The organism is Amycolatopsis decaplanina DSM 44594 (assembly GCF_000342005.1).
GTDB classification, from domain to species: domain Bacteria; phylum Actinomycetota; class Actinomycetes; order Mycobacteriales; family Pseudonocardiaceae; genus Amycolatopsis; species Amycolatopsis decaplanina.
Genome location: NZ_AOHO01000077.1, coordinates 20,468 through 42,148, shown reverse-complemented (window position 1 = coordinate 42,148; position 21,681 = coordinate 20,468). Strand labels below are relative to the sequence as shown.

The window sequence follows — 21,681 nt, the reverse complement described above, 5'->3', positions numbered from 1 at the left end:
GTGCCGGAACAGCTCGCGGTCACCGCCGAACCTCTGGGTACCGCCGGGGTCGACCGGCGCCCACGGCGGGCATTGTTCCTCGCCGGGCTGATCATCACCGTCGTCTTCGTCAACTCCTGCCTGTTCGGTCTCCTCGCGGTACTGCTGCGGCCCGGGGTGGACTTCTGGCAGGGGCTGCTGGCGGTGCTGTACGTCGGGCCCGTGCTGGCGATCCAGCTGCTGTACTTCAGCCGTCCGGCGGTCCGGCTGGACACCAGGCTCGCGAAAGCGATGCTCGCGGTCCAGGCATGCCTGGCGTTCCTGCCGACCCTGCAGTTCGAGGCGGCGCTGAGCTCGCTGACCACCCTCGCGGCGGGCAGCGCGCTGCTGCTGTTCCGGCCGCGGACGGGCTGGACCGTGTTCACCGTGTTCATGGCGGGCACGACGTGGATCCTGTGGACCTACGACGAGACCTGGCTCGGAGCGGTGTTCGACAGCGTCACCGCGATCTTCTACGCCCTCGTCGTGTACCTGCTGACCTGGCTCGCGCGGCTGGTGACCGAACTGCACCAGGCCAGGACCGAACTGGCGAGGCGGGCCGTGGCCGAACAGCGGCTGGCCTTCGCGAGGGACCTGCACGACCTGCTCGGGCTCAGCCTGTCCGCGATCGCGCTCAAGGGCGAACTGGTGCACCGGCTGCTGCGGAAGTCCCTGGACCGGGCGCGTGAGGAACTCGCCGAGATCACCGGGATCGCCCAGCGGACGCTGTCCGACGTGCGGTCGGTGGCCAGGGGCTACCGGGAGCTGTCGCTCGACAAGGAATCGCGGACCGCGGTGTCGCTGCTCTCGGCGTCGAACGTCGCGGTGCGGGTCGATCTCGCGCAGGTCGAGCTCCCGGTGAAGCTGCGCACCCTGCTGGCGAAGGTGCTGCGGGAGGGGGTCACGAACGTGCTCCGCTACACCGGCGTCGAGCACTGCGAGATCACCGTGCGCGAGAACGGGGGCCGGGTCGCGCTGGAGATCGTCCACGACGGGACGGCGCACGAGGACGTCCCGGAGGAAACGGCCGAGAGCCTGCGCCGGGTGACCGAGGAGGTCGCCGCGCACGGCGGGAAGCTCAGCGCGGGCCCCGACGCGGCCGGTCGATGGCGGCTGCACGCCGAACTCCCGGTGCCCGACCGGATCGAGCCCACCGAGACGGCGCTGACCGAAGGATCCGGCCACTGGTCCCGGATCGACGCCAGGAAAGTCCAAGGGATGCTGACGGCGGTCTTCATCATCTTCGGCCTCTCCGCGATGACCCGGGCGTTCATGCTGACCGACGGCTGGTCCCTCGCGCTCATCGCCGGGTATCTCACCGCGTTGACCACGCTGCAGCTGTCCTACTTCGCTCGCCCGAACGTCCGGCTGCGCTCGCGGCAGAGCTACGCGTTGCTGTTCGTCCAGGCCTGCCTGATCTTCCTGCCGCTGATCCCGCTCGGGACCGCCTGGGTGAGCCTGCCCAGCCTGTTCGCCGGCACCGCGCTGCTGGTGCTGCCGCCGCTGGCCGGGTGGACGGCGTTCGCCGTGACCGCCGCCGGTGTGGTGCTGATCCGGATCGCCTACGGCACCGACTTCCTCGGTGGCTTCTACACCTTCGCCTCCATCCTGAACACCGGGCTGATGGTCTTCGGTCTCATCTGGCTGATCCGGCTGGTGACCGAACTGGGCGAGACGAGGAAACGCCTCGCCGAGGTCGCGGTCGCGGAGGAGCGGCTGCGGTTCGCCCGCGACCTGCACGACCTGCTGGGGATGAGCCTGTCGGCGATCGCGTTGAAGAGCGAGCTGACCAGCCGGATCATGGACATCGACACCGGCCGCGCCTCCGATGAGCTGCTGGAGATCCTCGGGCTGACCAGGCAGGCGCTCGCCGACGTCCGCTCGGTGGCCAGCGGTTACCGGGAACTGTCCCTGGATCAGGAGTCCCGGTCGGCGCAGGCGGTGCTGGTGGCCGCCGACGTCAAGGTGCGGTTGGAGATCGAGCACGCCGACCTGCCGACGACGGTGCGGACGGTACTGGCCGTGGTGCTGCGCGAGGGCGTGACGAATGTGTTGCGGCACAGCAAGGTCGAACGCTGCGAGATCGCCGTGCGGCGGACCGGTGACGGCGTCGCGCTGGACATCGTCAACGACGGTGTCGTGCACGGGCGGCCACCGAAGCCGGAGCAGCCGGTGCGGGTGGAAGCCCCCGGCAGCGGCATCACGAACATGTCCGACCGCGTCGCCGGACTCGGCGGGAAGCTGACCGCCGGGGTCGAGGCCGACGGGCGGTTCCGGTTGCGTGCCGTGGTCCCGGTCTAGGGTGTCCAGCCGGACGACACGCGGCGCTAGGGCGTGTTTCATAAGCCTGTTCGATGGGCTTCGTGATCCAGGTGGTTCCTGACGGTGCGGGCGGATCGGCCTCGTACCGGGTCGTACTCGGCCGCATCCGCCCGTGCCGTCAGGGACCGCCTGGGCGCGAAGACCGCGAACTTGGCTTATGAAACACGCCCTAGATCCAGCCGGACTCTTTGGCGATCCGGATCGCGTCGACCCGGTTGCGCGCGTTGAGCTTCGAAACGATCGTGGTCAGGTAGTTGCGCACGGTTCCGGTGGAGAGAAAGGCCTTCGCCGCGACCTCCAGGGTGTCGCGGCCTTCGGCGGTCAGCCGCAGGACGTCGATCTCCCGCGGGGTCAGCGGGCATTCCACGGTGTCCCAGGCGGCGAGTGCCAGATCGCCGTCGACCATCCGCCGCCCGGCCGCCACCCCGCGCACGGCGTTGGCGAGTTTCTCCGCGGGGGCGTCCTTCAACAGGAATCCGCTCACTTTGGCCGCCAGTGCCCGGCGGAGCGTGCCGGGCCTGCCGAGGCTGGTCAGGATCAGGGTCCTGACCTCGGGGAGCTGCTCGTGGAGTTCGGTGGCCGCGGTGAGCCCGTCCTTCCCGGGGAGGTCGATGTCGATGACCGCGACCTGGGTGCGGGAAATCCGCGCGGCGGAGAGGATCTCGTCACCGGACGCCACTTCGGACACCACCTCGATGTCCGGTTCCAAACGCAGCAGTGCGACGAGCGCCCCCCTGACGATATGCATGTCTTCGGCCACGAGAACTCTGATCACCATCGCGCCGTCCCCTCACGCGCACCCCCATGGCCCCAACATAAACACGCCCGCACAGAACGCGTTCCACCGTTCGGGTGATGAGTCGGCTCGTCCCCTCACCGGGACGGCATGGCGAAAGGGTCACGCGGCGACGGATCCCACACTCGGTCGGCTACTTTCCGTCGACCTGCCCCACACGCGAAACCGGCCGCCACTCGCCTTCGGGGTGCGAGTGACGGCCGGCGGGTGCTTTCAGCTCGCCTCGGCCAGCGGCGGGGCGGTACAACAGGCGCCGGTGAAACAGTTGAAAACCTCACCACGGGGCTGATTGGTCCAGTGGTCGAACCGGTCGATCACCAGCTCGACCTGGTTTCCGGCGAAACCGGTGTCGATCCCCCGGACGGCGAAGAGCGAGCGGACGTCGTCGGTCACAGCGTTCATCATCGATGGCTCCCAGGCTGTTCGGTGGTGTTCCTTCGATGAGGAGATCGTGCTGCTCGGGGCCGGTGCGCGACCAGTGCCATGCATCATCGTGAGGATGTGCTTTTCGCCTACGCCAGAAGGTTCTCTTCGACTGCTCCACTTCCGCGACCGTGCTATCGAATGGAGTAATACGAGCCGCTGCCGGTAACGGAAAGTGTCAGGGTGATCTCCGTGCGACACAGTGACCGCTTGTGGTCACCGGGCGCCTATCCGACCCGAATGGCGCAGTCAGTGGGCTCGCTCGACGGAGGCCTCTCCGAGGAGCGTCGCCAGTCCGGCGTACCCGCCCTCCTTCAACCGCTCGCCCGAGGTCTTCGCATAGGCGGAATCGGCGCGGATCCCGAGTCCTTCCACCATCCGGTTCATGAAGTTGAACAACGCGCACACGAGGACGGCGTCGTGCAGCGCGGCCTCGTCCCAACCCGCCGCGAAGACCGCTTCGGCGTCGGCCTGGGTCATCCGGGACGGCGTCCGGGTCAGCTTGCCCACGTAGGCCAGCACGGGCTTCATGCGGTCGTCCACTGGCGAGGAGCCGAGATCGGCCAGTGCGGCGGCCAGAAGTCCTTCCGGCACACCGAAAGCCTCCGCGGTGACGGTGTGGACCCCGTGGCAGTACCGGCAATCGTTGACGCCGGAGACGTAGGCCGCGATCAGCTCCCGCTCCCCGGCGCCGAACGCCGACGGCGCCCGCATGATCAGTTCGTGGAGGTCCAGCAGCTTCGCCGCCGGGGCGGGGAACTTCTGGAACACCTGCAGCAACGTGGCGTCAGTCGGCAAAGACCCGAGATAGGACATCCTGTGTATCGCTCCCGTTTTTCGGCGCCCGCCCGTGCTCGGCGAACTCGGCCATGTCGTCGATGTCATCGCGACGCAGCCAGCAGGCCGCGAGGCAGGCCACCGATGCCGGTCCCAGTCCGGTCACCGTGGCGGCGACCCGCGCGGTGGCGTGTTCCCATTCTCGGCGCAGCGAACCCACCGCTGTCATCTCCGGACCTGCTTCGATCAGCGGGCGGACCGCGCGCCAGCGGAGGATCCCGGCCTCGATCAGCGCGTCGGTGCCGAGGTCGAGCGCGTCGTGCCGGGCCTGGTCCACGGCGAGGGCGACCAGCGCGGGCTCGTCGGCGAGACGAGCGAGCCCGACGCCGGCGAGCAGGCGTTCGGCGTCCAATCCCATCAGGATCACCCCCGACTCGGTCGAGGGCGCGTCGTCGATCGACGGCAAGGTGAAGCGGGAGTCGTAGGGCTCAGACACGGGCGACGTCCTTCGCGGCCATCCTCGACGGGGCGTCCCGGCGCAGGTTCTCGGCGACGGCGGCCGCGACCCGCGCGGTGGCGACGCGGTGGCCGTCGATGTTGCGGGCGGCCGGGCCCAGCGCCATCCCCGCGGCCGCGCCGACGGCGAAGACCCGGGGCGCGCCGAGGTAGGCGAAAGTGCGTTCGTCCAGCTGTGGCCAGCCACCGCGGTCGAGAACGGCCTCGTCGGGCATCAGGCCGTCACCGATCGACGGCGTGGTGCCGAGCGCCAGCACGGCGTGGTCGATGGAAACCCGCGAACCGTCTTCGAGATGGAGGCCGACACCCGGTGTCACCTTCGTGATCGCCTTGCCGCGATGCACGATCAGCCGCCCTTCGGCTTCGGCCGCCTCGAGCATCGGCCGGAACTCGAACATGATCGACGCTCGCCGGAAGCGGCCCATCAGTTCGAGCCTGTCGGACCAGCTCACCCCGTCGAAGCGTGCGCGGCCTTCGGGACGGAAGAACGACGAGTTGACATCGGCGCACTGATAGCGTTCGCCCGCTTCGCGGACCACCCAGTGCACCTCGCGGTCTTGGGCGAGCCCGCTGGAGATCAGGTGCGCGGCGGTGAGGCCGGCGCCGACGACGGCGAGGCGCTTCCCGCCGCCGGGAACGGGTTCGTCCCAGTAGCTCACGCCACGCGGCGGATGGCCGCCGCCCCACCAGGTGTCCGGGGCGGACCGGCGCTCCTCGCCGAGGCACAGCACGACGTGGCGCGCGGTGACGGAGAACCGGTCGGCGCGCACGGTGACCGCGGCCGAAGTCGGCAGCACCTCACGGACCGAACCGCGCCAGGTCCGTTCGGTGACGTGGTGGCTCGCCGCCAGGTGCCGGCAGTATGCCTCGAAGACGTCGACGGGGACGACCGAGCGGTGCCCGGCCTGCGCCATGCGGATCTCCCGGCGCTCCACCGGGGTCAGCACCGACCAGTGCAGCCGGGCGAAGTCCAGCAGTTCGCAGTCGCGGTAGCCCTCGACGCCGGGGTGGTGTTCGTACGGCGACCGCAGCACGCGCTGGCCGAGCAGATCGACGCGGTCGAAGAACCGGCCGCAGGGGCGGCCGTCGCGGTCGACGACGACGATGTCGCGTACCCCGTGGTGCCACAACGCGGAAGCGACCGCGAGCCCGGCCGGGCCGGCCCCGACGATGACCACGTCGGCGCCGGACGGCGGTCCGGGGGTGACCGCCGCGCGGGTACCTGGGAGAACCGGCCACTCACGTCCGCGCGGCGATTCGAGCAGATGGGGTTCCGGGACGAAGGTGATCACCGGCGTACTCAGCCGATCACGGTCACCGGGACGATCAGCTCGATCACGGGGCGCTGCTTCATCCCGTTGCCGATCAGTTCGTCCAGTGTCTGCCGGGACTGTTCGGCGGTGTCGGTCGCGATCGGACTGTAGCGGGAGTAGGAGTAGGTCGGCTTCCGCCCGCCGGCGTCCAAAGAGTACACCTTCAGCACGGCCTCGCCGGGCCGGACTTCACCGTCGTAGAAGGTGAGACGGCGCTGATCCGGCGTCATGAAGGACTTCGAGAACTGGCGGGAAAGCACGAGGGTGTCGGCGTCGTTGACGAAGGTCGAGTCCTCGTCGGTGACGACCTGCATCGCGACCCAGGTCTTGTCGGTCAGGTTGGTCTCGGACTTGATCACCTGCCAGCGGCCCGGTTCGGGGAGGTTGACGCTGACCGAGATGTCGTGCTCGGTGGTGTCGATCGCCCCGGAGATCATCAGCACCCGTCGGCGGACGTCGGCGACCCCGGCCATCTGGATGTCACGCGCGCGCACCCGCGTGGAAACATCCAATCCCGGGAATTCAGGAGATGACATCTTTCATGCCTCCAGACCTCGATAACCGCAATTCCAGACCGGCAGAATTTCCCCATCCGCAAACACCCGAAGAATTTCACGCGGAACTGGACGATGTCAAGATGAGGAACACATGATCCACTGGTACGAAAGGCTGCCGGTACCGGTGCGGAAACTGGGCCGTTCAGCGGTACCGGATCAGGAACCGTCGACGTCGTCGGCCCATGCCGCGGCGGGGGTGCCGTGTTCCAGCGCGCCGATGTAGACGATCTCGAACGAGGAATCGGTCCGCTTGAGACCTATCCGGATGACGAGATCGTGTTTCACCAGAATAATGAATTGGTGCGGATCGCGACCGTCGCCGAAAATGTCGTAGATGAGGAAAGCAGATCCGTCGGCCACCGCGAAAAGCGCTTCGTAGACAACATTGCGGTCGGCTTGCGGGGCATTGATCGCCCATTCTTCCAGCACCTGCAAACCCGACGTGAGCTGGAGGCGCATAGCCATCCGGAGGCCTCCTCGTGGTCTGGCCGGTTCGCGGGCGATCTTCATTCTCGCGCGCGCGATACCAGGTAGTCTTCTTTGTCCGTGCTGTCCGTGCCGGTCCCGGCCTAGTTGTAGCCGAGGACGATGTGCTCGGCCGGGAACTCGTTTTCGGCGGCCCGCCTCGGCTCCGGGACGAACGCCGTCGCGTCGGCCTCGGTGGTCCCACACGGGTCGAGGTCATCGGTCACGACCCAAATTCGCACCTGTGCCGTCATGACGTTCCTCCCGGCCTTCGATGAACGACTCACTTGACAACAAGGATGGACCCGTCCGCTCGGGAGCCGATCGTGGCGCGATCGAGGACACCGGAGCGCTCGATGAGCAAAGGAAAAGTCGCCGGTGAAGGGCCGCCGGTAGTGCCCTTGTGGTACCCCGGAAGCCAAGGAGCGCGCCATGACCGAACGCCTCGACCCGTACGAGATCTACGCCGACGACGAACTCGACGTCGACTTGCTGGGCCTGTCGTGGCCCGAGCCCGCGATCCCCGAGCAGCGGGACCGGCAGTGAAGACGCGTAAGTCCGTGAAGGCCTCCTTGAGGGACTCTGGGTCTCTCAAGGAGGCCTTCACGGACTTACGCGCAGGACCTAGCGCAGCGTCGACGTACGCCAGGTCTTCGAGGTTCGGGGCGACCAAGCGGAACGCACCGGCGCCGGGGACGGGGGCGCGGCCGAAGCCAACGCGGTGAAGACGGCGACGAGCGCCGCCAGTTCGGCGTCTTCCGGGTCCCCTCGCAGGACCCGGAAGACCGGCACGGTGTCCATTCCGGACGGTGACATGGTTCCCCCGTTCAGATCGGGTGGTTGCCGTGCTTGCGCCGCGGCGCAGCCTTTCGCTTGTCCTGCAGCATGTCCAGCGCCCTGGCGACGGCGGAACGGGTGTCCGCCGGGTCGATGATGTCGTCGACCAGCCCGCGTTCGGCCGAGTACTGCGGATTCATGAACTCCTCGGTGTATTCGGCGACCAGGCGGGCGCGCAACGCGTCCGGATCGGACGCCGCGGCGAGATCCTTGCGGAACAGCACGTTGACCGCGCCCTCGGCGCCCATCACGGCGATCTGGTTGGTCGGCCACGCGAGCGAAAGGTCGGTCCCGATGGACCGCGAGTCCATCACGATGTACGCGCCGCCGTACGCCTTCCGCAGGATGACCTGGACGCGCGGCACGGTCGCCTCGCAGTAGGCGTGCAGCAATTGCGCCCCGTGCCGGATGATCCCGGAGTGCTCCTGCTCGACCCCCGGCAGAAAGCCGGGGACGTCCACGAGCGTCACCAGCGGGATGCTGAACGCGTCGCAGAACCGCACGAACCGCGCCGCCTTCTGCGAAGCCGGGCCGTCGAGCACGCCGGCGAACACCACCGGCTGGTTGCCGACCAGGCCGACCACGCGCCCGTCGACCCGCGCGAGGGCGCACAGCACGTTCCGTGCCCATCGCTCGTGCAGTTCGAAGAACTCGCCGTCGTCGGCCAGTTCCGAGAACACGTCACGCATGTCGTACGGCTTGTTCGGCTCCACCGGGACGAGTTCGGCGAACCGCGGCCGCCGGTCCTTGGCCGCGTCCTGAGACGGCTCGCGGGGCGCGGGCTCCAGGTAGTTCGAGGGCAGCAGCGACACCAGGTAGCGGACGTCGGCGAGGCAGCTCTCCTCGTCGTCGTGCACCACGGTCGCCACACCGGACGACGCGCCGTGCACGTCCGCGCCGCCCAGTTCGTCGTGGCTGACCCGTTCCCCGGTCACGGTCTCGACGACGTCCGGTCCGGTCAGGTACATGCGGGCGGTGTCGCGCACCATGAAGACGAAATCCGCGAGCGCGGGCGAATACGCCGCCCCGCCCGCGCACGGCCCCAGCACCACGCTGATCTGCGGGATGACGCCGGACGCCTCGACCTGGCGGCGGAAGATGCCGCCGTAGCCGTTGAGCGCCATGACGCCTTCCTGGATCCGCGCTCCCCCGCTGTCGTTGAGGCCGATCAGCGGCGAGCCGGTGGCGATCGCCAGATCCATCACCTTGTGGATCTTCGCCGCGTGCGCCTCGCCGAGCGAACCGCCGAAGACGGTGAAGTCCTGCGCGTAGACGAACACGCGCCGCCCGTCGATGGTGCCCGAGCCGGCGATGACCCCGTCGGTGTACGGCCGGTTCTCCGCCAGCCCGAGACCGCTCGCCTGATGCCGCCGGTACAGCTCGACCTCGGTGAAGGAATCGGGGTCCAGCAACAGGTCCAGCCGTTCACGCGCGGTGTGCTTGCCGAGCGAGTGCTGCCGCCGGACGCCGTCGAGCCGTCCGTCGACGATGTGCTCGCGCAGTTCGTCGCGCTGGGCGCGCAGCAACGGCATCGTCGGTCCGGGAGACTTCCAGACCGGTTCGGCGCCGCGGGCGAGCGGGATCACCCGCCCGTCGGTCGCCCTCGGGATCCGGGGGCGCCGCAGCCGGTCTTCCGGCAGCGGCACCACCTCGGAGTCCTCCGTGCGCTGGGCGCCCGGATCGCCCTGCAGGGTCACGCCGCCTCCTTCATGCGGGCCTCGCGCTCGAGCTCGTCGAGTTCGATCTCGCGCACGATGTCGCGCCAGCACACCCCCCGCCCGAGCCGAGGCATCGTGGTGACCACCGGCGGCCGCTCGGGCGAGAGAGCCGGGGCAGGCGTGGTGGATTCGTTGATGGTCATGACAGTTCCTCTCCCTTAGGCCGATGCCCGTACCCGGCCGTCGATCTGGTGGTAGCCGCCGCTGTAGAAGACCAGCGAGTCCTGTGCCGTGCCGCGGCTGGAGGCGACCACCTTGCCGAGGAAGATCGAGTGGTCACCGCCTTCGTAGACCTCCGCCAGCTCGCATTCCAGCCAGGCCAGCGCGCCGTCGAGCAGCGGGGCGCCGGTCTGCGGCCCCGCCGTCCAGTCCACCGAGTCGAACTGCGCGAGCCCGGCCGGGCGGCGCCAGTCCGCGAAGTACTTCGCCAATTCCTTCTGGTCCGACGCCAGGACCGTGACCGCGTACGAGCCCGCCGTCACGATCGCCTCGTGCATCCGGGCCGCGCGGGAAACACAGCACAGCACCATCGGCGGCTCCAGTGACACCGACGTGACGGCGTTGGCGGTCATCCCGTGGGCCCGTTCACCCCCGGCGGTCAACACGGTGACCCCGGTGGCGAACTGGCCCATCACCTCCCGCAGCCCGGCCTGCGCGGACAACCGGCGCCGTGTCGCGGGTGTCGGCAGGCGTTTCAGCACCGGCCGCGAGGGCTCCTCCACCGTGCCCACGTCATTCCCCCTTGCCGTCGACCGCGTACGGGGCCAGCGCCTCACGCAGCTGTTCGGGTACCCGGCTGGGCACCGTGGCCGTGTTCGGGCCGCGCATGCACGCGATCCGCTGCCGTCCGCGGGCCACCAGCCGCTCGCCCTCCGCGGTGAGGTGGACGTAGTCGAAGGTGAACTGGATCTGGGTCTGGGTCAGCTCTTCCAGCCGCAGCCGGATGGACAGCTCGTCGAACGCGGTGATCTCCGCGTAGAACTCGCAGTCGACCTTGAGTGTGAAGAGCTTGAGGTCGTGACGGACCTCTTCGAGCACCGCGGGCGCCTTCTCCTTCAGGAACATTTCGCGGCACCGGCCCTGCCAGCGCACGTAGTTCACGTAATAGACGTTGCCCACCAGGTTGGTTTCTTCGAACCCGACCGTGTGGAGGATCTCGTAGTAGTCGGCCATGTCAGTTCTCCTCTCCCTGGAGCACCGCGAAGACGACGGGATCGGTCCGGTCGTTGACGGTCGTCACCCAGGTGGCGATGCGGGCACCGCCGTGGGAAAGCACCGCCCAGCCGTCCGGGTCGACCCGGTGCACGGTGAGCGCCTGTGTCATGTCCCCGGTCTTGCGCACGCATTCCAGCGCGCTCCAGACCCTGGTGTGCGCGACCGAAAGCGGCTCGCGGGCGTCCGCGGCGAGCAGTTCGCCCACCGCGAGCAGGTCCTCGCCGAGCAAGCCCGCCCAGTCCTCCGATGTCCGTTCGATCGCCGTTTCGACGTCGCACGCGATCCGGCCGGTGCCCGCGATCGCCAGGGTGAGGCCGGCGCTGTGCGATGCGCTCACCTCGGCTCCGTCGGCCTCCGGTTTCCCGTCCGGGCGGTAGCGGATCTCGAGCGGGGCGTCGACCGCGCGGCCGGCGGCCAATGCCGTCTGCGCCCGCCGTTCCGGCGTGGTCTCCACGGAAACGCCCACCGGGTCCGGTTCGACGACGATCGCGCGGGACGAGCCGAGCAGCCGTTCGACCGAACGCTCCAAATAGGACCCGAGCATCGACGGGACCCAAGGTCCTTCGCCGTCACGCTTGCGCACCGCGCGCAGCTTCAGCCCTTCCCACCGCTCGACCAGCTTCCCGTCGGGGTTGCGGACGTCGAGGTCGTAGAGGTAGCTGTCACCGTCCTGCGAACGCTCGCGCGCGTCGAGAAGCACGTACTCGGGGTCCTGCTCTCCGGGTTCGGCCAGGTACAGCCGCTCGATCCCTTGTGGCAGCAGGGTCGCGTCCGGGACGCAGCACTGGATCGCGTGCATCATCGCGTCGCGGGTACCCGGGTCGGCCAGGAGCTGTTCCTGCGGGAGGAACGGCGCGAACCAGTCGACCTCGGCGCCGGTCGCGATCTCCGCGACCGCGTGCCGCGCGCTGGCCCGCCGGTACCCGGTGACCCGCTGGAATCGCTTGCCCTGGAACAGAACCGTGCCGTAGAGCTCGGTCGTCGGGTCGACCGGGACGGGCGGCAGCGCGACGTCGCGGACGACGGTCTCGCCGAGCGGATCCGGCCGGGAGAACCGCAACCGGGCGCGGAAGTGGTCGGCGCTGAACCCGGTCTCCCCGCTGCGCAGGACCACGTCCACCGTTTCGGCGTCCCTGGCCAGCGCGGCGAGCCGGATCGTGGTCGACCCGCCCGGCGAGACGATGATCGGGCGCAGGAACTCGACGTCGGAGAACACCGGCGCCGGCAGGGTTTCCGCGGCCAGCGCGGCCTTGGCGACCTGGGTCATCGCCTCCATGCCGATCACCGCCGGGAACAGCAACTGGCCGTCGAGCAGGTGGTCGGCCAGATACGGGTCGCTGCCCGCGGAAAGGTCGGCCTCGGTGATCAGCTCGACACCCGGGTAATGCACGACGGCGCGGTCGACGAAGCGGGTCAGCGGCAGTTCGCGCTTCTCCACCGGCAGGGTGGCCAGCCCCGCGGTCCGGCCGCAGACGACCAGTACCGACGGGGCCGCCGGATCGCCGACGACCTGGCGGAGGATCTCGATGCCCTCCTCGGTCGGGATGGGGGTGATGCCGTCGCGCATCAAAGCGCTGACGACACCGAGCTTTTCGCCCATCCCCGTCCCGGACCAGACCGACCATTCGAGGGCGATCGCCCGGGCCTGGGGGTGCTCGCGGCCGAAGCGCACGGTCAGTTCGGTCATCCAGTCGTTGGCCGTGGCGTAGTGCGCCTCACCGCGCAGGCCAGCCCGTCCGATGATGCTGCCGAAGGTCACCAGCAGCTTGATCTTGTCCTTGTCGACGGCATCGAGGACAGCGTTGAGGCCGCCGATCTTCGGGGCCAGCGTCTTGCGGAAGCTCTCCTCGGTCAAGGAGAACAGCGCGGCGGGCTCGTTGCGGCCCGCGCCGTGCAGCACCGCGGTGACCGGGCCGAATCCGGCCTGGATCCGGCCGATCGCGTCGGCCACCTGCCTCCCGTCGGTGACGTCGGCGCGCTCGTAGCGGTAGGTGATGCCCGCCGCCGCCATACGGCCGAGGTTCTCCGACAGCTCGGCGTCATCGGCCGGGTCGCTCCGGCCGAGCAGCGCCAGTTTCGCGCCGGAATCCTTGGCCAGCGCCAACGCGCTCTCGGCGGTGATTCCCTTGCCGCCGCCGGTGACGAGCAGGACGTCGCCGGTGCCCAGCGGGGTCCCTTCGGCCTCGGACGGGGTCAGGGCGGCGAGCTTCGGCACCGTGCGGACCCCGGCGGTGTCGTAGCGGACTTCGCTGAAGTCGTTGGTCGCCGCCACCTCGGCGACGACAGTGGACACCGCGGCACTGATCGCCTCGGGGTCGATGGGATCGACATCGGCGAGATCGACGATCGTGGTGCGGGCCGACGGGTCCTCCAGCCGCAGCGTCTTCGCCAGACCGGAAGCACCGAGGCCGTGCTGCACCACGACGAACCGCGTGCCGTTGGGCGCGGCCAGCACCGCGCGGCCGGCGTCCAGGAACAGTCCGACGTCGCCGGAACCGCTGTCCGCGTTCAGGCAGAGGAGGACACCGTCGCCGACCCCGGCGCCGGCCAGGGCCGCGCGCAGCGGCTCCGCCAGCGGGTGGCCGTCCGGGGCGAACGCCGTCCACTCCGCTCGCGAAACACCGGCCGCGGAGATACCCGGCGTGAGGTCGGGCGACGGTTTCGGCGCGACGACGTACTCGACCGCGAACGGCCGGACCCACGGGCCGACCCCGGCGACCTCGGCCTGGTTGCCGTCGGCGGGTTTGGCGGTCTGCGCGAGTTCGTCGATCATCTCGGCGAGTTCGCCGAGGCAGACGGTCGCGAAGTTCGGCATGCCCTCCAGCGCCGGGCGGCCGAGCGCGCGGGTCACGTCGTTGACCAGCTGACCGACGGTGATCGACGAAAGGTGCAGGTCGTCGAGCGGATGCGTGTCGGCGGTGACCGCTTCGAGCGGCAGTTCGACCCGTTCGGAAGCGAGCTTGCGCAGCAGGTCGAGGGTGCTGCTGCCACCGCTTTCCGAGGCCGTCCCGGCCGCGGCGCCGGCGGGCTCGGCGACGCGGTCGCGGGCCAGTTCGGCTCCGATGGACGGCGCGGCCTCGCACGGGCTGGCGAGGAAGGAGAACTTTCCGTCCACCGGCAGGGGCCGCACGACACGGCCGTCGAACAGCGCGGAAGTCTCCAACGGGGCGCCGAACGCGAACGCGGCACCGGCCACCTTCAGCACCGGGGCCAGCGTCAGGCTGTCGGTGTCGATCGAGAGCGCCGGGGTGCCGGGCGCGATCGCACCGAACAGACCGGTGAGCACTCGGCCGGGGCCGACCTCGATCACCAGGTCGCTGCGCTCGGCGACCTTCGCGGCCGCCTCACGGAAGCGGACCGGCAGGACCACCTGGTCGCGCAGCAGATCACGCAGGTCTTCGGCGGCGTGCAGGACGTCACCGGTCACCGTGGAGACGACGGGCCGGTCGAGCCGGGCGAAGTCGAACGCGGCGAGCTCCGCGGTCATCGCCTCGGCGGCCGGGACGACCGCGGGCGAGTGGAAGGCGTGCGAGACGTTGATGCGGGCGGCCGTGACCCCCTCCGTACGGGCACGGGCGATCACCCGGTCGATCGCCTCCGCCGGCCCGGAAAGGACGGTCTGCTCTGGCGCGTTGTAGCCCGCGATGACGACCTCTTCGCCCTCGGCGAGCCTCTCGGCGATCCCCGGAGTGGCGGCGATCGCGGCCATGGCGCCGTTCCCGTCGCTCGCGGTCGCCATCACCTTGCCGCGGATCTTGGCCAGCTTGAGGACTTCGCGTTCGGTGAGCGCGCCACCCCAGTGCAGCGCGGTGAGCTCGCCGAGGCTGTGGCCCGCGACCGTCCCCGCCTCGATGCCGAGGCTTTTCAGCACGCGGAGCCCGGCCAGCGAGCCGGTGACGATGCGCGGCTGTGCGACGTCGGTGGCGACCTGGTCTGCGCCGGTGGACAGGCCGGCGGCGCGGTAGATGTCGTCGGCGTGGGCGAAGCGTTTGCGCATCGCGCCGACCCTGCCCTGCCCGGAACCCTGACCGGGGAACAGGAATCCGATCTTCGGGTCCTTCGAGCGAGAACCGGCGAAGATGCCTTCTTTGGCGGAGAAGACTTCCGGCTCCCCCTCACCGAGAAGGTCGAGGAGCTTGGCCAGTTTGCGCTCGGCGTCGTCCGGGCCCGCCGCGACGATCGCCGCGCGGACCGGTTTCCCGGACAGTTCCGCGGAAAGCGTGCCCGCGAGGTCCGCGAGTTCCGCGAACGAGAGCTTCGGCACGACCTCCAGCAGACCGGTCACCCGGCCGCGCAACGACGCGGCGTCGTCGGCGTCCAGGAGCAGCAGTTCGCCGTCCTGCCGTCCGGCGACCAGCGACCGGGTCCGTTCGTCGAGTTCCTTGCGCCGGGCCGCGCCCGGCGCTTCAGTGACGGTGACATGCGAGTTGATGCCGCCGAACCCCATCGCGGAGACACCCGCGCGGACCGGCTGGTCCGGGGGCCACAGGCCGGCTTCGGCGGGGACGTACATCCGCGCGGAGTCACCGACCAGCGACTCGTGCGGTTCGAAGTGGCCGGTCGCGGGCGGGATGACCTGGTGGTAGACCGCCAGCGTCGCCTTGATCAGCCCGGCGACACCGGCCGCGGCCTTGGTGTGGCCGATGTTGCCCTTGATCGTGCTCAGCGCGGCGCGGTCGGCGAGCGGGTCGGCGTCGCGGCGGGCGGTGGAGAGCGCCTCGATCTCGGTGGCGTCGCCCAGCGCGGTCCCGGTGCCGTGGCCCTCGAAGTAGGAGACGGTCTCGACGCCGTAGCCGGCCTTCTCGTAAGCCCGCTTGAGCGCGAGGCGGTGACCCGACGCCTCGGGGCGGGTGATGCCGCCCTTGCCGTCGGACGAAACACCCCAGCCGCCGATGTTGGCGTAGATCCGCTTGCCCTGCGCGATCGCGTCCTCCTCGCGCATCAGCACGAGCATGCCGGACCCCTCACCGGGCCAGAACCCGTTGGAATCGGCGTCGTAGACCTTCATCTCCCGTTTGGCGAGCGCGCCGGTCTTGGCGAAACCGATCACCTCGAACGGGTCGATCGACAAGTCGACACCGCCCGCGATGGCGACGTCGAGGTCACCCTCCGAAAGCGCGTTCGCCGCCGTGACCACGGAAAGCAACGACGACGAGCAGGCACCGTCCACGGTGAATCCCCCGCCGCCGAAGTCGAAGAAGTTGCAGACACGGCCGGCGATCGTGTTCGCCAGTCCGCCCGCGAGCGTGTCCTCGTCGATCTCCGGGAAGGGGGCCTTGTACTGCGCTTCGAGATCGTGGAGGAACTCGGCGGTGTCGCCCTCGGCCCAGCCGCGCTCGGCGAGCGCCGCCGCGACCGTGCGGCGCACGTACGGCCAGCGCAGCCGCATGATGTTGGCGCGCGAGAACTCGCCGGTGAGACTGTTGCCGATGACCACGCCGGTGGCGGACCGCGGCAGCCCGTCGCCTTCGGGGAATCCCGCGTCCGCCAGCGCCTGAGCGGCGACGTCGAGGGCGAGCCAATGCGTGGTGTCGGTCGAGCGGAACGTGCTGCCCGCGACCTTGTACTTGATCCGGTCGAACTCGTAGTCGCGGAGGACCGCGGCCTTCTGGGCGTAGAAACGATCCGGCGCTCCCGCGTCGGGCGAGTAGTAGTCCTCGCGGTTCATCCGCTCGTCGGGCAGTCTCCGGAACGCCCGGCGGCCGGCGAGGACGTTCTCCCACAGTTCTTCCGGGGAACCGGCGTCCGGGTATCGGAGACCGATACCGACAATCGAAATCCGCTCAACGCTCATGCCACCGCACTCCCCTAGCTCTCAACCACTCAAGTCACGGAATCCGGCCTCGGCGCCAGGAGGAACGCGCCGTCCGCATTGCAGTCCGGTCAAGCATGAACCAGAGCCGGGCCGACGTCTTCTCTCATGTTGTTGAAGGCGGGCCAACGAATCCGGGGGCCGCCACGGCGTTCCCGGACGGCGTGGGTCACCTTCTCGTGAGCGGTGTTGACGGTTGTCAACCGGAACCGTCATCACCGCTCACGCGACCCGTCACACACTTTTGCGCCGCAACGAAACTCGACCAGCTCACCAGCTCGACCAGCTCCCGGTCGCCCAGCCGTGCGGCGGCCACCAGAGCTTCGTCCGCTTGGTAGGGCGCCTTCGCCACCACCAGAGCCAACCGCGCGGCCGCGACCTCACCATCGGAGACATCGCACACCGAAGCCTCCACCCAAGAACGGCTCAGCCCAGGCGCGGAACCATCCCAAGAGGACAGTTCTCGCCCCACCACGTCCCGCACCACAGGAGAAATCGCCAACGAGGCGAAAGCCGATTCAGCACGGGAGAAGGCCTCCTTGACGACAGGACTGCCCGCCGCCCAGGAGAAATCCCGGGAACCGGCAGGCAACAAGGCGAGCGAAGCACCGGGTAGAGCATCCTCGACCGGTTTCAGAAACCGGCCGAGGACACTCTTCGCCCTCTCTCGCGCGGAATCCGGCACGGCCGAAGGCAGCGGTGACGGCCCGAGGAACACACTCACCACCCGGTTCAGGTAGTGGAACGTGAACGCGACAGCGGTCAGCTCAGCCGAAGCCGCGGGCGACAAGCCGGCAGCATCCCGCGGATCCTCCACCTCCCGCCCCGACCCGATCGCCTCGGCCGCCTCGGAACGGCCGAGCGAACTCAGTGCCATCCCATGGACCTCGACGCAGTACGGGCACGAATTCGCTTGCGATACCAGCGAAGCGACGACTTCCCTGTCGGCCCGGCTGGTCGCGCCCGCCGTCACCAACGATTCCCGCAGCATCAGCCAGCTCGCCGCGAGGGTCGGCGGCGACGGCGAATGCAATGCCACAGGTGGAGCGAGCATGCCGAAGTCCCGCTCGAGCTGACGGTAGACGTCGCGCACCAGCCCGGTCGCCCGGCCGGCCGGAACCGGCCGGACGTGCCGGATCTCGCGCAACGCGCGCCGTAGCGCGAGTTTCACCGGTTTCGGAGCCATCCGGCGCCTCCTCCTCGGTATGCGGGGCGAAAGCGCCGATCAGTCGCCCATGACCACGGAAGCCGGTCGACCACCCACCGCACGGTGACGGGGCCGTCCGGCGCCGGAGTTGCCGGCCGGGGTGCGACACCGACGCTCATACCACCGCACACTCCTCTGGATCTCGAACATTCACTCCCGCATGCCGGTCCTGGCATCCGAGAGACCGACGTCCGTACACGTCGTACGGACAAGGATGCGGCGGAAGCCCTGGACGCGTCTTCTCTCATGTGGTCGAAAGCGCGCCTTCGCCGAATAGTCTTTCGCACCATCCGGGACCGGCGGCCGCTCACCGGACGGAGCCATCGATATGGCCACCTATCACCGGCAGAACCATCGGCACAGACTGACTATGAACCACTCTCCAGCAGAAGGAAAGAGGTAAGGGAATGCTTTCCCGCAAATCCCGGCTACTACGATTCGGAATCGTTCTGACAACCTTTTTCGCGGGCATCGCGGTCATGGGAAGCCCACCCGCATCGGGCGGGCAGATCGTCGAACGGAACAACTCGGCCACGACGACGATCGATGACATTCAGCAGTTCCGATGGTACGCGATCAGCGCACGACACAGCGGTCAGTGTCTCGACGTGGCAGGGGCATCGCTGGCCGACGGCGCCCACCTGATCCAATGGCCCTGCCGCTACCAGCACAACCAGCAATGGGCCGCTCAGTCGGCCGGCTCCGGCTACTATCGGCTCGTGGTGAGGAATAGCGGTAAATGCCTGGATGTGTCAGGTGCATCGCATGACGACGGCGCCCACCTGATCCAATGGCCCTGCCACAACGGGCAGAACCAGCAGTGGCGGTTCGTGAACCTCACTGACGGCTACTATCGGCTCGTGGCAAGGCATAGCGGCAAATGCCTGGATGTGTCAGGTGCATCGCATGCCGAGGGCGCTCACCTGATCCAATGGCCCTGCCACAACGGGCAGAACCAGCAATGGCGAATCACCGCGGTGGACTAGTGTCGTGTGACGTCGGCGCGGCTTTGGGCGGGGTCGTGAGTGGTAAAGAGCGTTCTGGTGGACGGGTATTTGCTTACCTACTGGACCTGCCCCCGTCTTGGTGCCGTGGTGGAGCTGGTGCGGGTGGGCGGGGTGCCGGCCGCCGGGTTTGAGTGGCACAGCCTTGATCAACGGAGGATTGGGGACGTTGAGTGTCCCGGATCTTCCGTTGATCATGGTCCGGGGCGGGGGTCACCTCGCGTCGATGAAGGAATCGGGACGTTGAGTGTCCTAATTCCTTCATCGACGATCCCGATACCTCCGCTGGGATCTCGCCCTCGCGCAGGTCGGCAGCGGGTAGGCAAATAACGGTCCGTTCTAACGCTCTTTACCACTCACGACCGCACGGCCGGCCTCGTCGTCCAGTCCAGAACAGCGCGGCGAACCACTCTCTGTCCACCCTGAAGCCGGCGAAGAAGGCCTTCGCAACAGGAGACTCGGTCACGACAGGTTTGCCTTACCCGTCGTAAGTCAGCTCCCGGCCACCAGGGACAGCTTGCTGACCGCGCGCCGCCCGGTGATGGAGCCATCCGGCGCCGGAGCGCCGTACGAGACGTCGACGCCGCGCGCCTGCAGCGCCCGCACGATGCCCGGCACCGAACGCTCGGCCAGCGCCGCGATCGTCATCGCCGGGTTCACCGTCAGCGCGCCCGGCACGGAAGCGCTGTCGGTCACGAAGATCCCGGGGTGATCGCGGAGTTCGTGGTTCGGGTGCAGTGCCGAGGTCGCCGGGTCGTCACCGATCCGGCACGACGCCAGCGGGTGCACCGTGTACGCGCCGACGACGTCGTTGGTCCACGGCGCCACCTTCGCCAGGCCGTCCTTCTCGAGGATCTCCTTGCATTCCGCGTCGGCCAGCGACCAGCCACGCAGGGTGTTCGGCGTCGGGTCGTACTTCAACGGGCCGCGGCCGAGCATCTGCTGCGAGATGCGGTAGGCGTTGCCGGTGGGCGGCGGCGCGCCGAAGACGCCTTCGTTGTCGTCCTCGGTCATCAGGAAGATGGTCAGCCAGGAGGCCCACTTCTTGAGGATCTCCTTCTTCTGCGCCCCGAACCAGCGCGGTTCGTCGCCATCCGGCACCTGCGCGAGGATCGTGCCCAGCCCGGGCGGGAAGTAAAGCTGCTCCAGCGAGTACCGCTCGTACTCCGGCAGCGAACCGTCGAGCTTGTCCCAGTTAGCCACGGTCGGGCCCTTGCCGATGTGGTTGGCCTCGTAGACCTTCCCGTCCTCACGGGACAGCCCGAGCACCTCGCGGACCCGCTCCTCGTTGATGATCGCGGTGTTGAGCCGCTCGCCGTTGCCCGAGAAGTACCGGCCGACCGCGTGCGGCATGGTGCCCAGCGCCGCCTCCGAACGCTGCAGGATCACCGGGGTCGCGCCGGCGCCCGCGGCGATGATGACGATCTTCGCGTCGATCGTCCCGCTGCCGGACTGAAGACGGTAGTCCTCGTCGTCCACGATGTTGAAGTGCACGCGGTAGTCGCCGTCGTCGATGCGCTCGATCCGCTGGACCTCGTGCAGCGGCCGGATCCGGGCGCCGTGCGCGAGCGCCGCGGGCAGGTAGTTGGTCAGCAGCGAGCGTTTCGCGTCGAACCGGCAGCCGGCCATCATGAAGTTGCAGTTCACACAGCGGTCGTTGTCCACCGCGACCGGCGCCGGATTGGCGGTCCGGCCCGAGTGGTCGCAGAACGCCGCCCACAGCCCACCCGCGTACGAAACGTCGTTCCAGTCCTGTTTGGACACAGGGAGGGATTCCGACACCCGGTCGTACCAGGGCTCCAGGGTGTCGCGCGTCAGCGCCGAAGGCCACATACGGCGGCCGATGCTGCCGTGGCGTTCGAAAACGAATTTCGGCGCGCGCGGCATGGCGGCGAAGTACACGACACTGCCACCGCCGACGCAGTTCCCGCCGAGCACGCTCATGCCGTCGCCGACGACGAAGTCGAAAGCCCGCGTGTAGGACGAGCCGAGCAGGTAATCGTGCTCGAACTCCTTCGTCTCCAGCCATGGACCGCGTTCCAGCACGGTGACCTTCGCCCCGCCCGCGGCCAGGTGGTAGGCGGGGATGGAGCCACCGAACCCGCTGCCGACGATGACGACGTCGGTCTTGTCGTAGGCGTTCATGCGGGACTCCCGGAAGGCGTGGTGTCAGGGTGTATTCGCGCCAGCTCGCGGCGGTAGGAGAACTTCGGGAACCGCCACAGACCGTCTTCGTCCGGCGCGGTGTACCCCATCGCCAGCAGACCGGGGTGGCCCTCGGCGATCGCTTCGGCGGTGTGCTTGTGCGCCGCGCTGTCGAAGGACATGTTGCAGAACAAGGCGAGGCTGACCCAGCCGTCCTTCTCCGGATGTCCCGGCGCGGTCAGCGACCGCACGAGCGCCGTCCTGTCCTCGAAGGACAGTGCGACGAACGACGGCAGTGACGCGTCCAGCGTGAGGTCGTGTTCCTTGGCGTAGACCTTCGCGTGATGGTTGAGGGACTCCGCCAGATAGGGGAGCCCGACGGTCACGCCGGTCGCCTCGGTGTGCAGCAGTTCGAGCGCGCCCGCCACGACCGCGCCCGGCCCCGGCGAAGCGCCGGCGATCGCGTGGTCATCGGGGAACCGCTTCTCCCCCGGCACGATCGTGTCCGCGTAGGCCTCCAAAGTGGACACCTCGATCTGTTCGTCCGAATCCACGG

General features: G+C 68.9%; 19 protein-coding genes. 2 read left to right on the top strand and 17 right to left on the bottom strand.

Translation table 11 applies throughout. From position 1 onward, the window contains the following. Complete coding sequence (locus tag H074_RS34135) at positions 1 to 2,319, top strand: sensor histidine kinase (protein WP_007034661.1); 2,319 nt, start codon at positions 1 to 3, stop codon at positions 2,317 to 2,319. Between the two features lie 190 nt (positions 2,320 to 2,509). Here H074_RS34135 and H074_RS34130 read toward each other — a convergent pair whose 3' ends face one another. The 15 genes from H074_RS34130 to H074_RS34075 form a co-directional block, all read right to left on the bottom strand. Continuing rightward, entirely contained in the window at positions 2,510 to 3,115 is a 606-nt protein-coding gene (locus tag H074_RS34130; RefSeq protein WP_039924160.1) for a response regulator transcription factor, read from the bottom strand. A 234-nt stretch (positions 3,116 to 3,349) separates the two neighbouring features. After that, positions 3,350 to 3,541, bottom strand: coding sequence for a hypothetical protein (locus H074_RS34125; protein ID WP_007034659.1), 192 nt, complete (start codon positions 3,539 to 3,541; stop codon positions 3,350 to 3,352). 267 nt (positions 3,542 to 3,808) lie between these two features. After that, the gene (locus tag H074_RS34120) at positions 3,809 to 4,375 is read right to left on the bottom strand and encodes a carboxymuconolactone decarboxylase family protein (protein ID WP_039924070.1); all 567 of its coding nucleotides are present in this window, start codon (positions 4,373 to 4,375) and stop codon (positions 3,809 to 3,811) included. Further along, entirely contained in the window at positions 4,347 to 4,832 is a 486-nt protein-coding gene (locus H074_RS34115; RefSeq protein ID WP_007034657.1) for a DUF6187 family protein, read from the bottom strand. The genes H074_RS34120 and H074_RS34115 overlap by 29 nt, the downstream gene beginning before the upstream one ends. Next, positions 4,825 to 6,144, bottom strand: a complete 1,320-nt coding sequence (locus H074_RS34110; RefSeq protein ID WP_007034656.1) for an FAD-dependent oxidoreductase — start codon at positions 6,142 to 6,144, stop codon at positions 4,825 to 4,827. The genes H074_RS34115 and H074_RS34110 overlap by 8 nt, the downstream gene beginning before the upstream one ends. An 8-nt stretch (positions 6,145 to 6,152) precedes the next feature. Further along, positions 6,153 to 6,638, bottom strand: coding sequence for a DUF6423 family protein (locus H074_RS34105; protein WP_039924158.1), 486 nt, complete (start codon positions 6,636 to 6,638; stop codon positions 6,153 to 6,155). A gap of 240 nt (positions 6,639 to 6,878) precedes the next feature. After that, the gene (locus H074_RS34100; protein ID WP_039924068.1) at positions 6,879 to 7,187 is read right to left on the bottom strand and encodes a DUF6235 family protein; all 309 of its coding nucleotides are present in this window, start codon (positions 7,185 to 7,187) and stop codon (positions 6,879 to 6,881) included. A gap of 104 nt (positions 7,188 to 7,291) precedes the next feature. Further along, positions 7,292 to 7,441 (bottom strand): hypothetical protein, encoded by a 150-nt coding sequence (locus tag H074_RS41200; RefSeq protein WP_167333192.1) that lies wholly within the window; start codon positions 7,439 to 7,441, stop codon positions 7,292 to 7,294. 370 nt (positions 7,442 to 7,811) lie between these two features. Beyond that, complete coding sequence (locus H074_RS38870; RefSeq protein WP_051072066.1) at positions 7,812 to 8,003, bottom strand: acyl-CoA carboxylase subunit epsilon; 192 nt, start codon at positions 8,001 to 8,003, stop codon at positions 7,812 to 7,814. An 11-nt stretch (positions 8,004 to 8,014) separates the two neighbouring features. Continuing rightward, a complete protein-coding gene (locus H074_RS34095; RefSeq protein ID WP_007034652.1) occupies positions 8,015 to 9,721 on the bottom strand; it encodes an acyl-CoA carboxylase subunit beta in 1,707 nt (568 codons plus the stop codon). After that, positions 9,718 to 9,885: a DUF6222 family protein gene (locus H074_RS41195; RefSeq protein WP_167333191.1), complete on the bottom strand. Its 168-nt coding sequence runs from the start codon at positions 9,883 to 9,885 to the stop codon at positions 9,718 to 9,720. Before H074_RS41195 ends, H074_RS34095 begins: the two co-directional genes overlap by 4 nt. A 15-nt stretch (positions 9,886 to 9,900) precedes the next feature. Further along, positions 9,901 to 10,473, bottom strand: a complete 573-nt coding sequence (locus tag H074_RS34090) for a flavin reductase family protein (protein ID WP_007034651.1) — start codon at positions 10,471 to 10,473, stop codon at positions 9,901 to 9,903. 1 nt (position 10,474) lies between these two features. After that, on the bottom strand, positions 10,475 to 10,915 hold the full coding sequence (locus tag H074_RS34085) for an acyl-CoA thioesterase (protein ID WP_005154182.1): 441 nt from the start codon (positions 10,913 to 10,915) through the stop codon (positions 10,475 to 10,477). Position 10,916: 1 nt separating this feature from the next. Continuing rightward, positions 10,917 to 16,751 (bottom strand): type I polyketide synthase, encoded by a 5,835-nt coding sequence (locus H074_RS34080; RefSeq protein ID WP_007034650.1) that lies wholly within the window; start codon positions 16,749 to 16,751, stop codon positions 10,917 to 10,919. 217 nt (positions 16,752 to 16,968) lie between these two features. Next, entirely contained in the window at positions 16,969 to 17,955 is a 987-nt protein-coding gene (locus H074_RS34075) for a carboxymuconolactone decarboxylase family protein (protein ID WP_007034649.1), read from the bottom strand. A 428-nt stretch (positions 17,956 to 18,383) separates the two neighbouring features. Between H074_RS34075 and H074_RS34070 the strand changes: the two genes are divergently transcribed. Further along, positions 18,384 to 18,962 carry an RICIN domain-containing protein gene (locus H074_RS34070; protein WP_007034648.1) on the top strand — a complete coding sequence of 193 codons (579 nt, stop codon included), beginning with the start codon at positions 18,384 to 18,386 and terminating at the stop codon, positions 18,960 to 18,962. A 510-nt stretch (positions 18,963 to 19,472) separates the two neighbouring features. Here the strand turns inward: H074_RS34070 and H074_RS34065 are convergent. Both H074_RS34065 and H074_RS34060 read right to left on the bottom strand, forming a co-directional pair. Continuing rightward, positions 19,473 to 21,125 (bottom strand): GMC family oxidoreductase N-terminal domain-containing protein, encoded by a 1,653-nt coding sequence (locus H074_RS34065; RefSeq protein WP_007034647.1) that lies wholly within the window; start codon positions 21,123 to 21,125, stop codon positions 19,473 to 19,475. After that, a complete protein-coding gene (locus H074_RS34060; protein ID WP_007034646.1) occupies positions 21,122 to 21,679 on the bottom strand; it encodes a DUF5987 family protein in 558 nt (185 codons plus the stop codon). The genes H074_RS34065 and H074_RS34060 overlap by 4 nt, the downstream gene beginning before the upstream one ends. Positions 21,680 to 21,681: the final 2 nt, after the last annotated feature.

Bases quoted from the DNA above. Each gene is read 5' to 3' on its own strand.
- H074_RS34125 (WP_007034659.1), bottom strand. From the start codon at position 3,541: ATGATGAACGCTGTGACCGACGACGTCCGCTCGCTCTTCGCCGTCCGG.
- H074_RS34120 (WP_039924070.1), bottom strand. From the start codon at position 4,375: ATGTCCTATCTCGGGTCTTTGCCGACTGACGCCACGTTGCTGCAGGTG.
- H074_RS34105 (WP_039924158.1), bottom strand. From the start codon at position 6,638: ATGGCCGGGGTCGCCGACGTCCGCCGACGGGTGCTGATGATCTCCGGG.
- H074_RS34100 (WP_039924068.1), bottom strand. From the start codon at position 7,187: ATGGCTATGCGCCTCCAGCTCACGTCGGGTTTGCAGGTGCTGGAAGAA.
- H074_RS41200 (WP_167333192.1), bottom strand. From the start codon at position 7,441: ATGACGGCACAGGTGCGAATTTGGGTCGTGACCGATGACCTCGACCCG.
- H074_RS38870 (WP_051072066.1), bottom strand. From the start codon at position 8,003: ATGTCACCGTCCGGAATGGACACCGTGCCGGTCTTCCGGGTCCTGCGA.
- H074_RS41195 (WP_167333191.1), bottom strand. From the start codon at position 9,885: ATGACCATCAACGAATCCACCACGCCTGCCCCGGCTCTCTCGCCCGAG.
- H074_RS34085 (WP_005154182.1), bottom strand. From the start codon at position 10,915: ATGGCCGACTACTACGAGATCCTCCACACGGTCGGGTTCGAAGAAACC.
- H074_RS34080 (WP_007034650.1), bottom strand. From the start codon at position 16,751: ATGAGCGTTGAGCGGATTTCGATTGTCGGTATCGGTCTCCGATACCCG.
- H074_RS34075 (WP_007034649.1), bottom strand. From the start codon at position 17,955: ATGGCTCCGAAACCGGTGAAACTCGCGCTACGGCGCGCGTTGCGCGAG.
- H074_RS34070 (WP_007034648.1), top strand. From the start codon at position 18,384: ATGCTTTCCCGCAAATCCCGGCTACTACGATTCGGAATCGTTCTGACA.
- H074_RS34065 (WP_007034647.1), bottom strand. From the start codon at position 21,125: ATGAACGCCTACGACAAGACCGACGTCGTCATCGTCGGCAGCGGGTTC.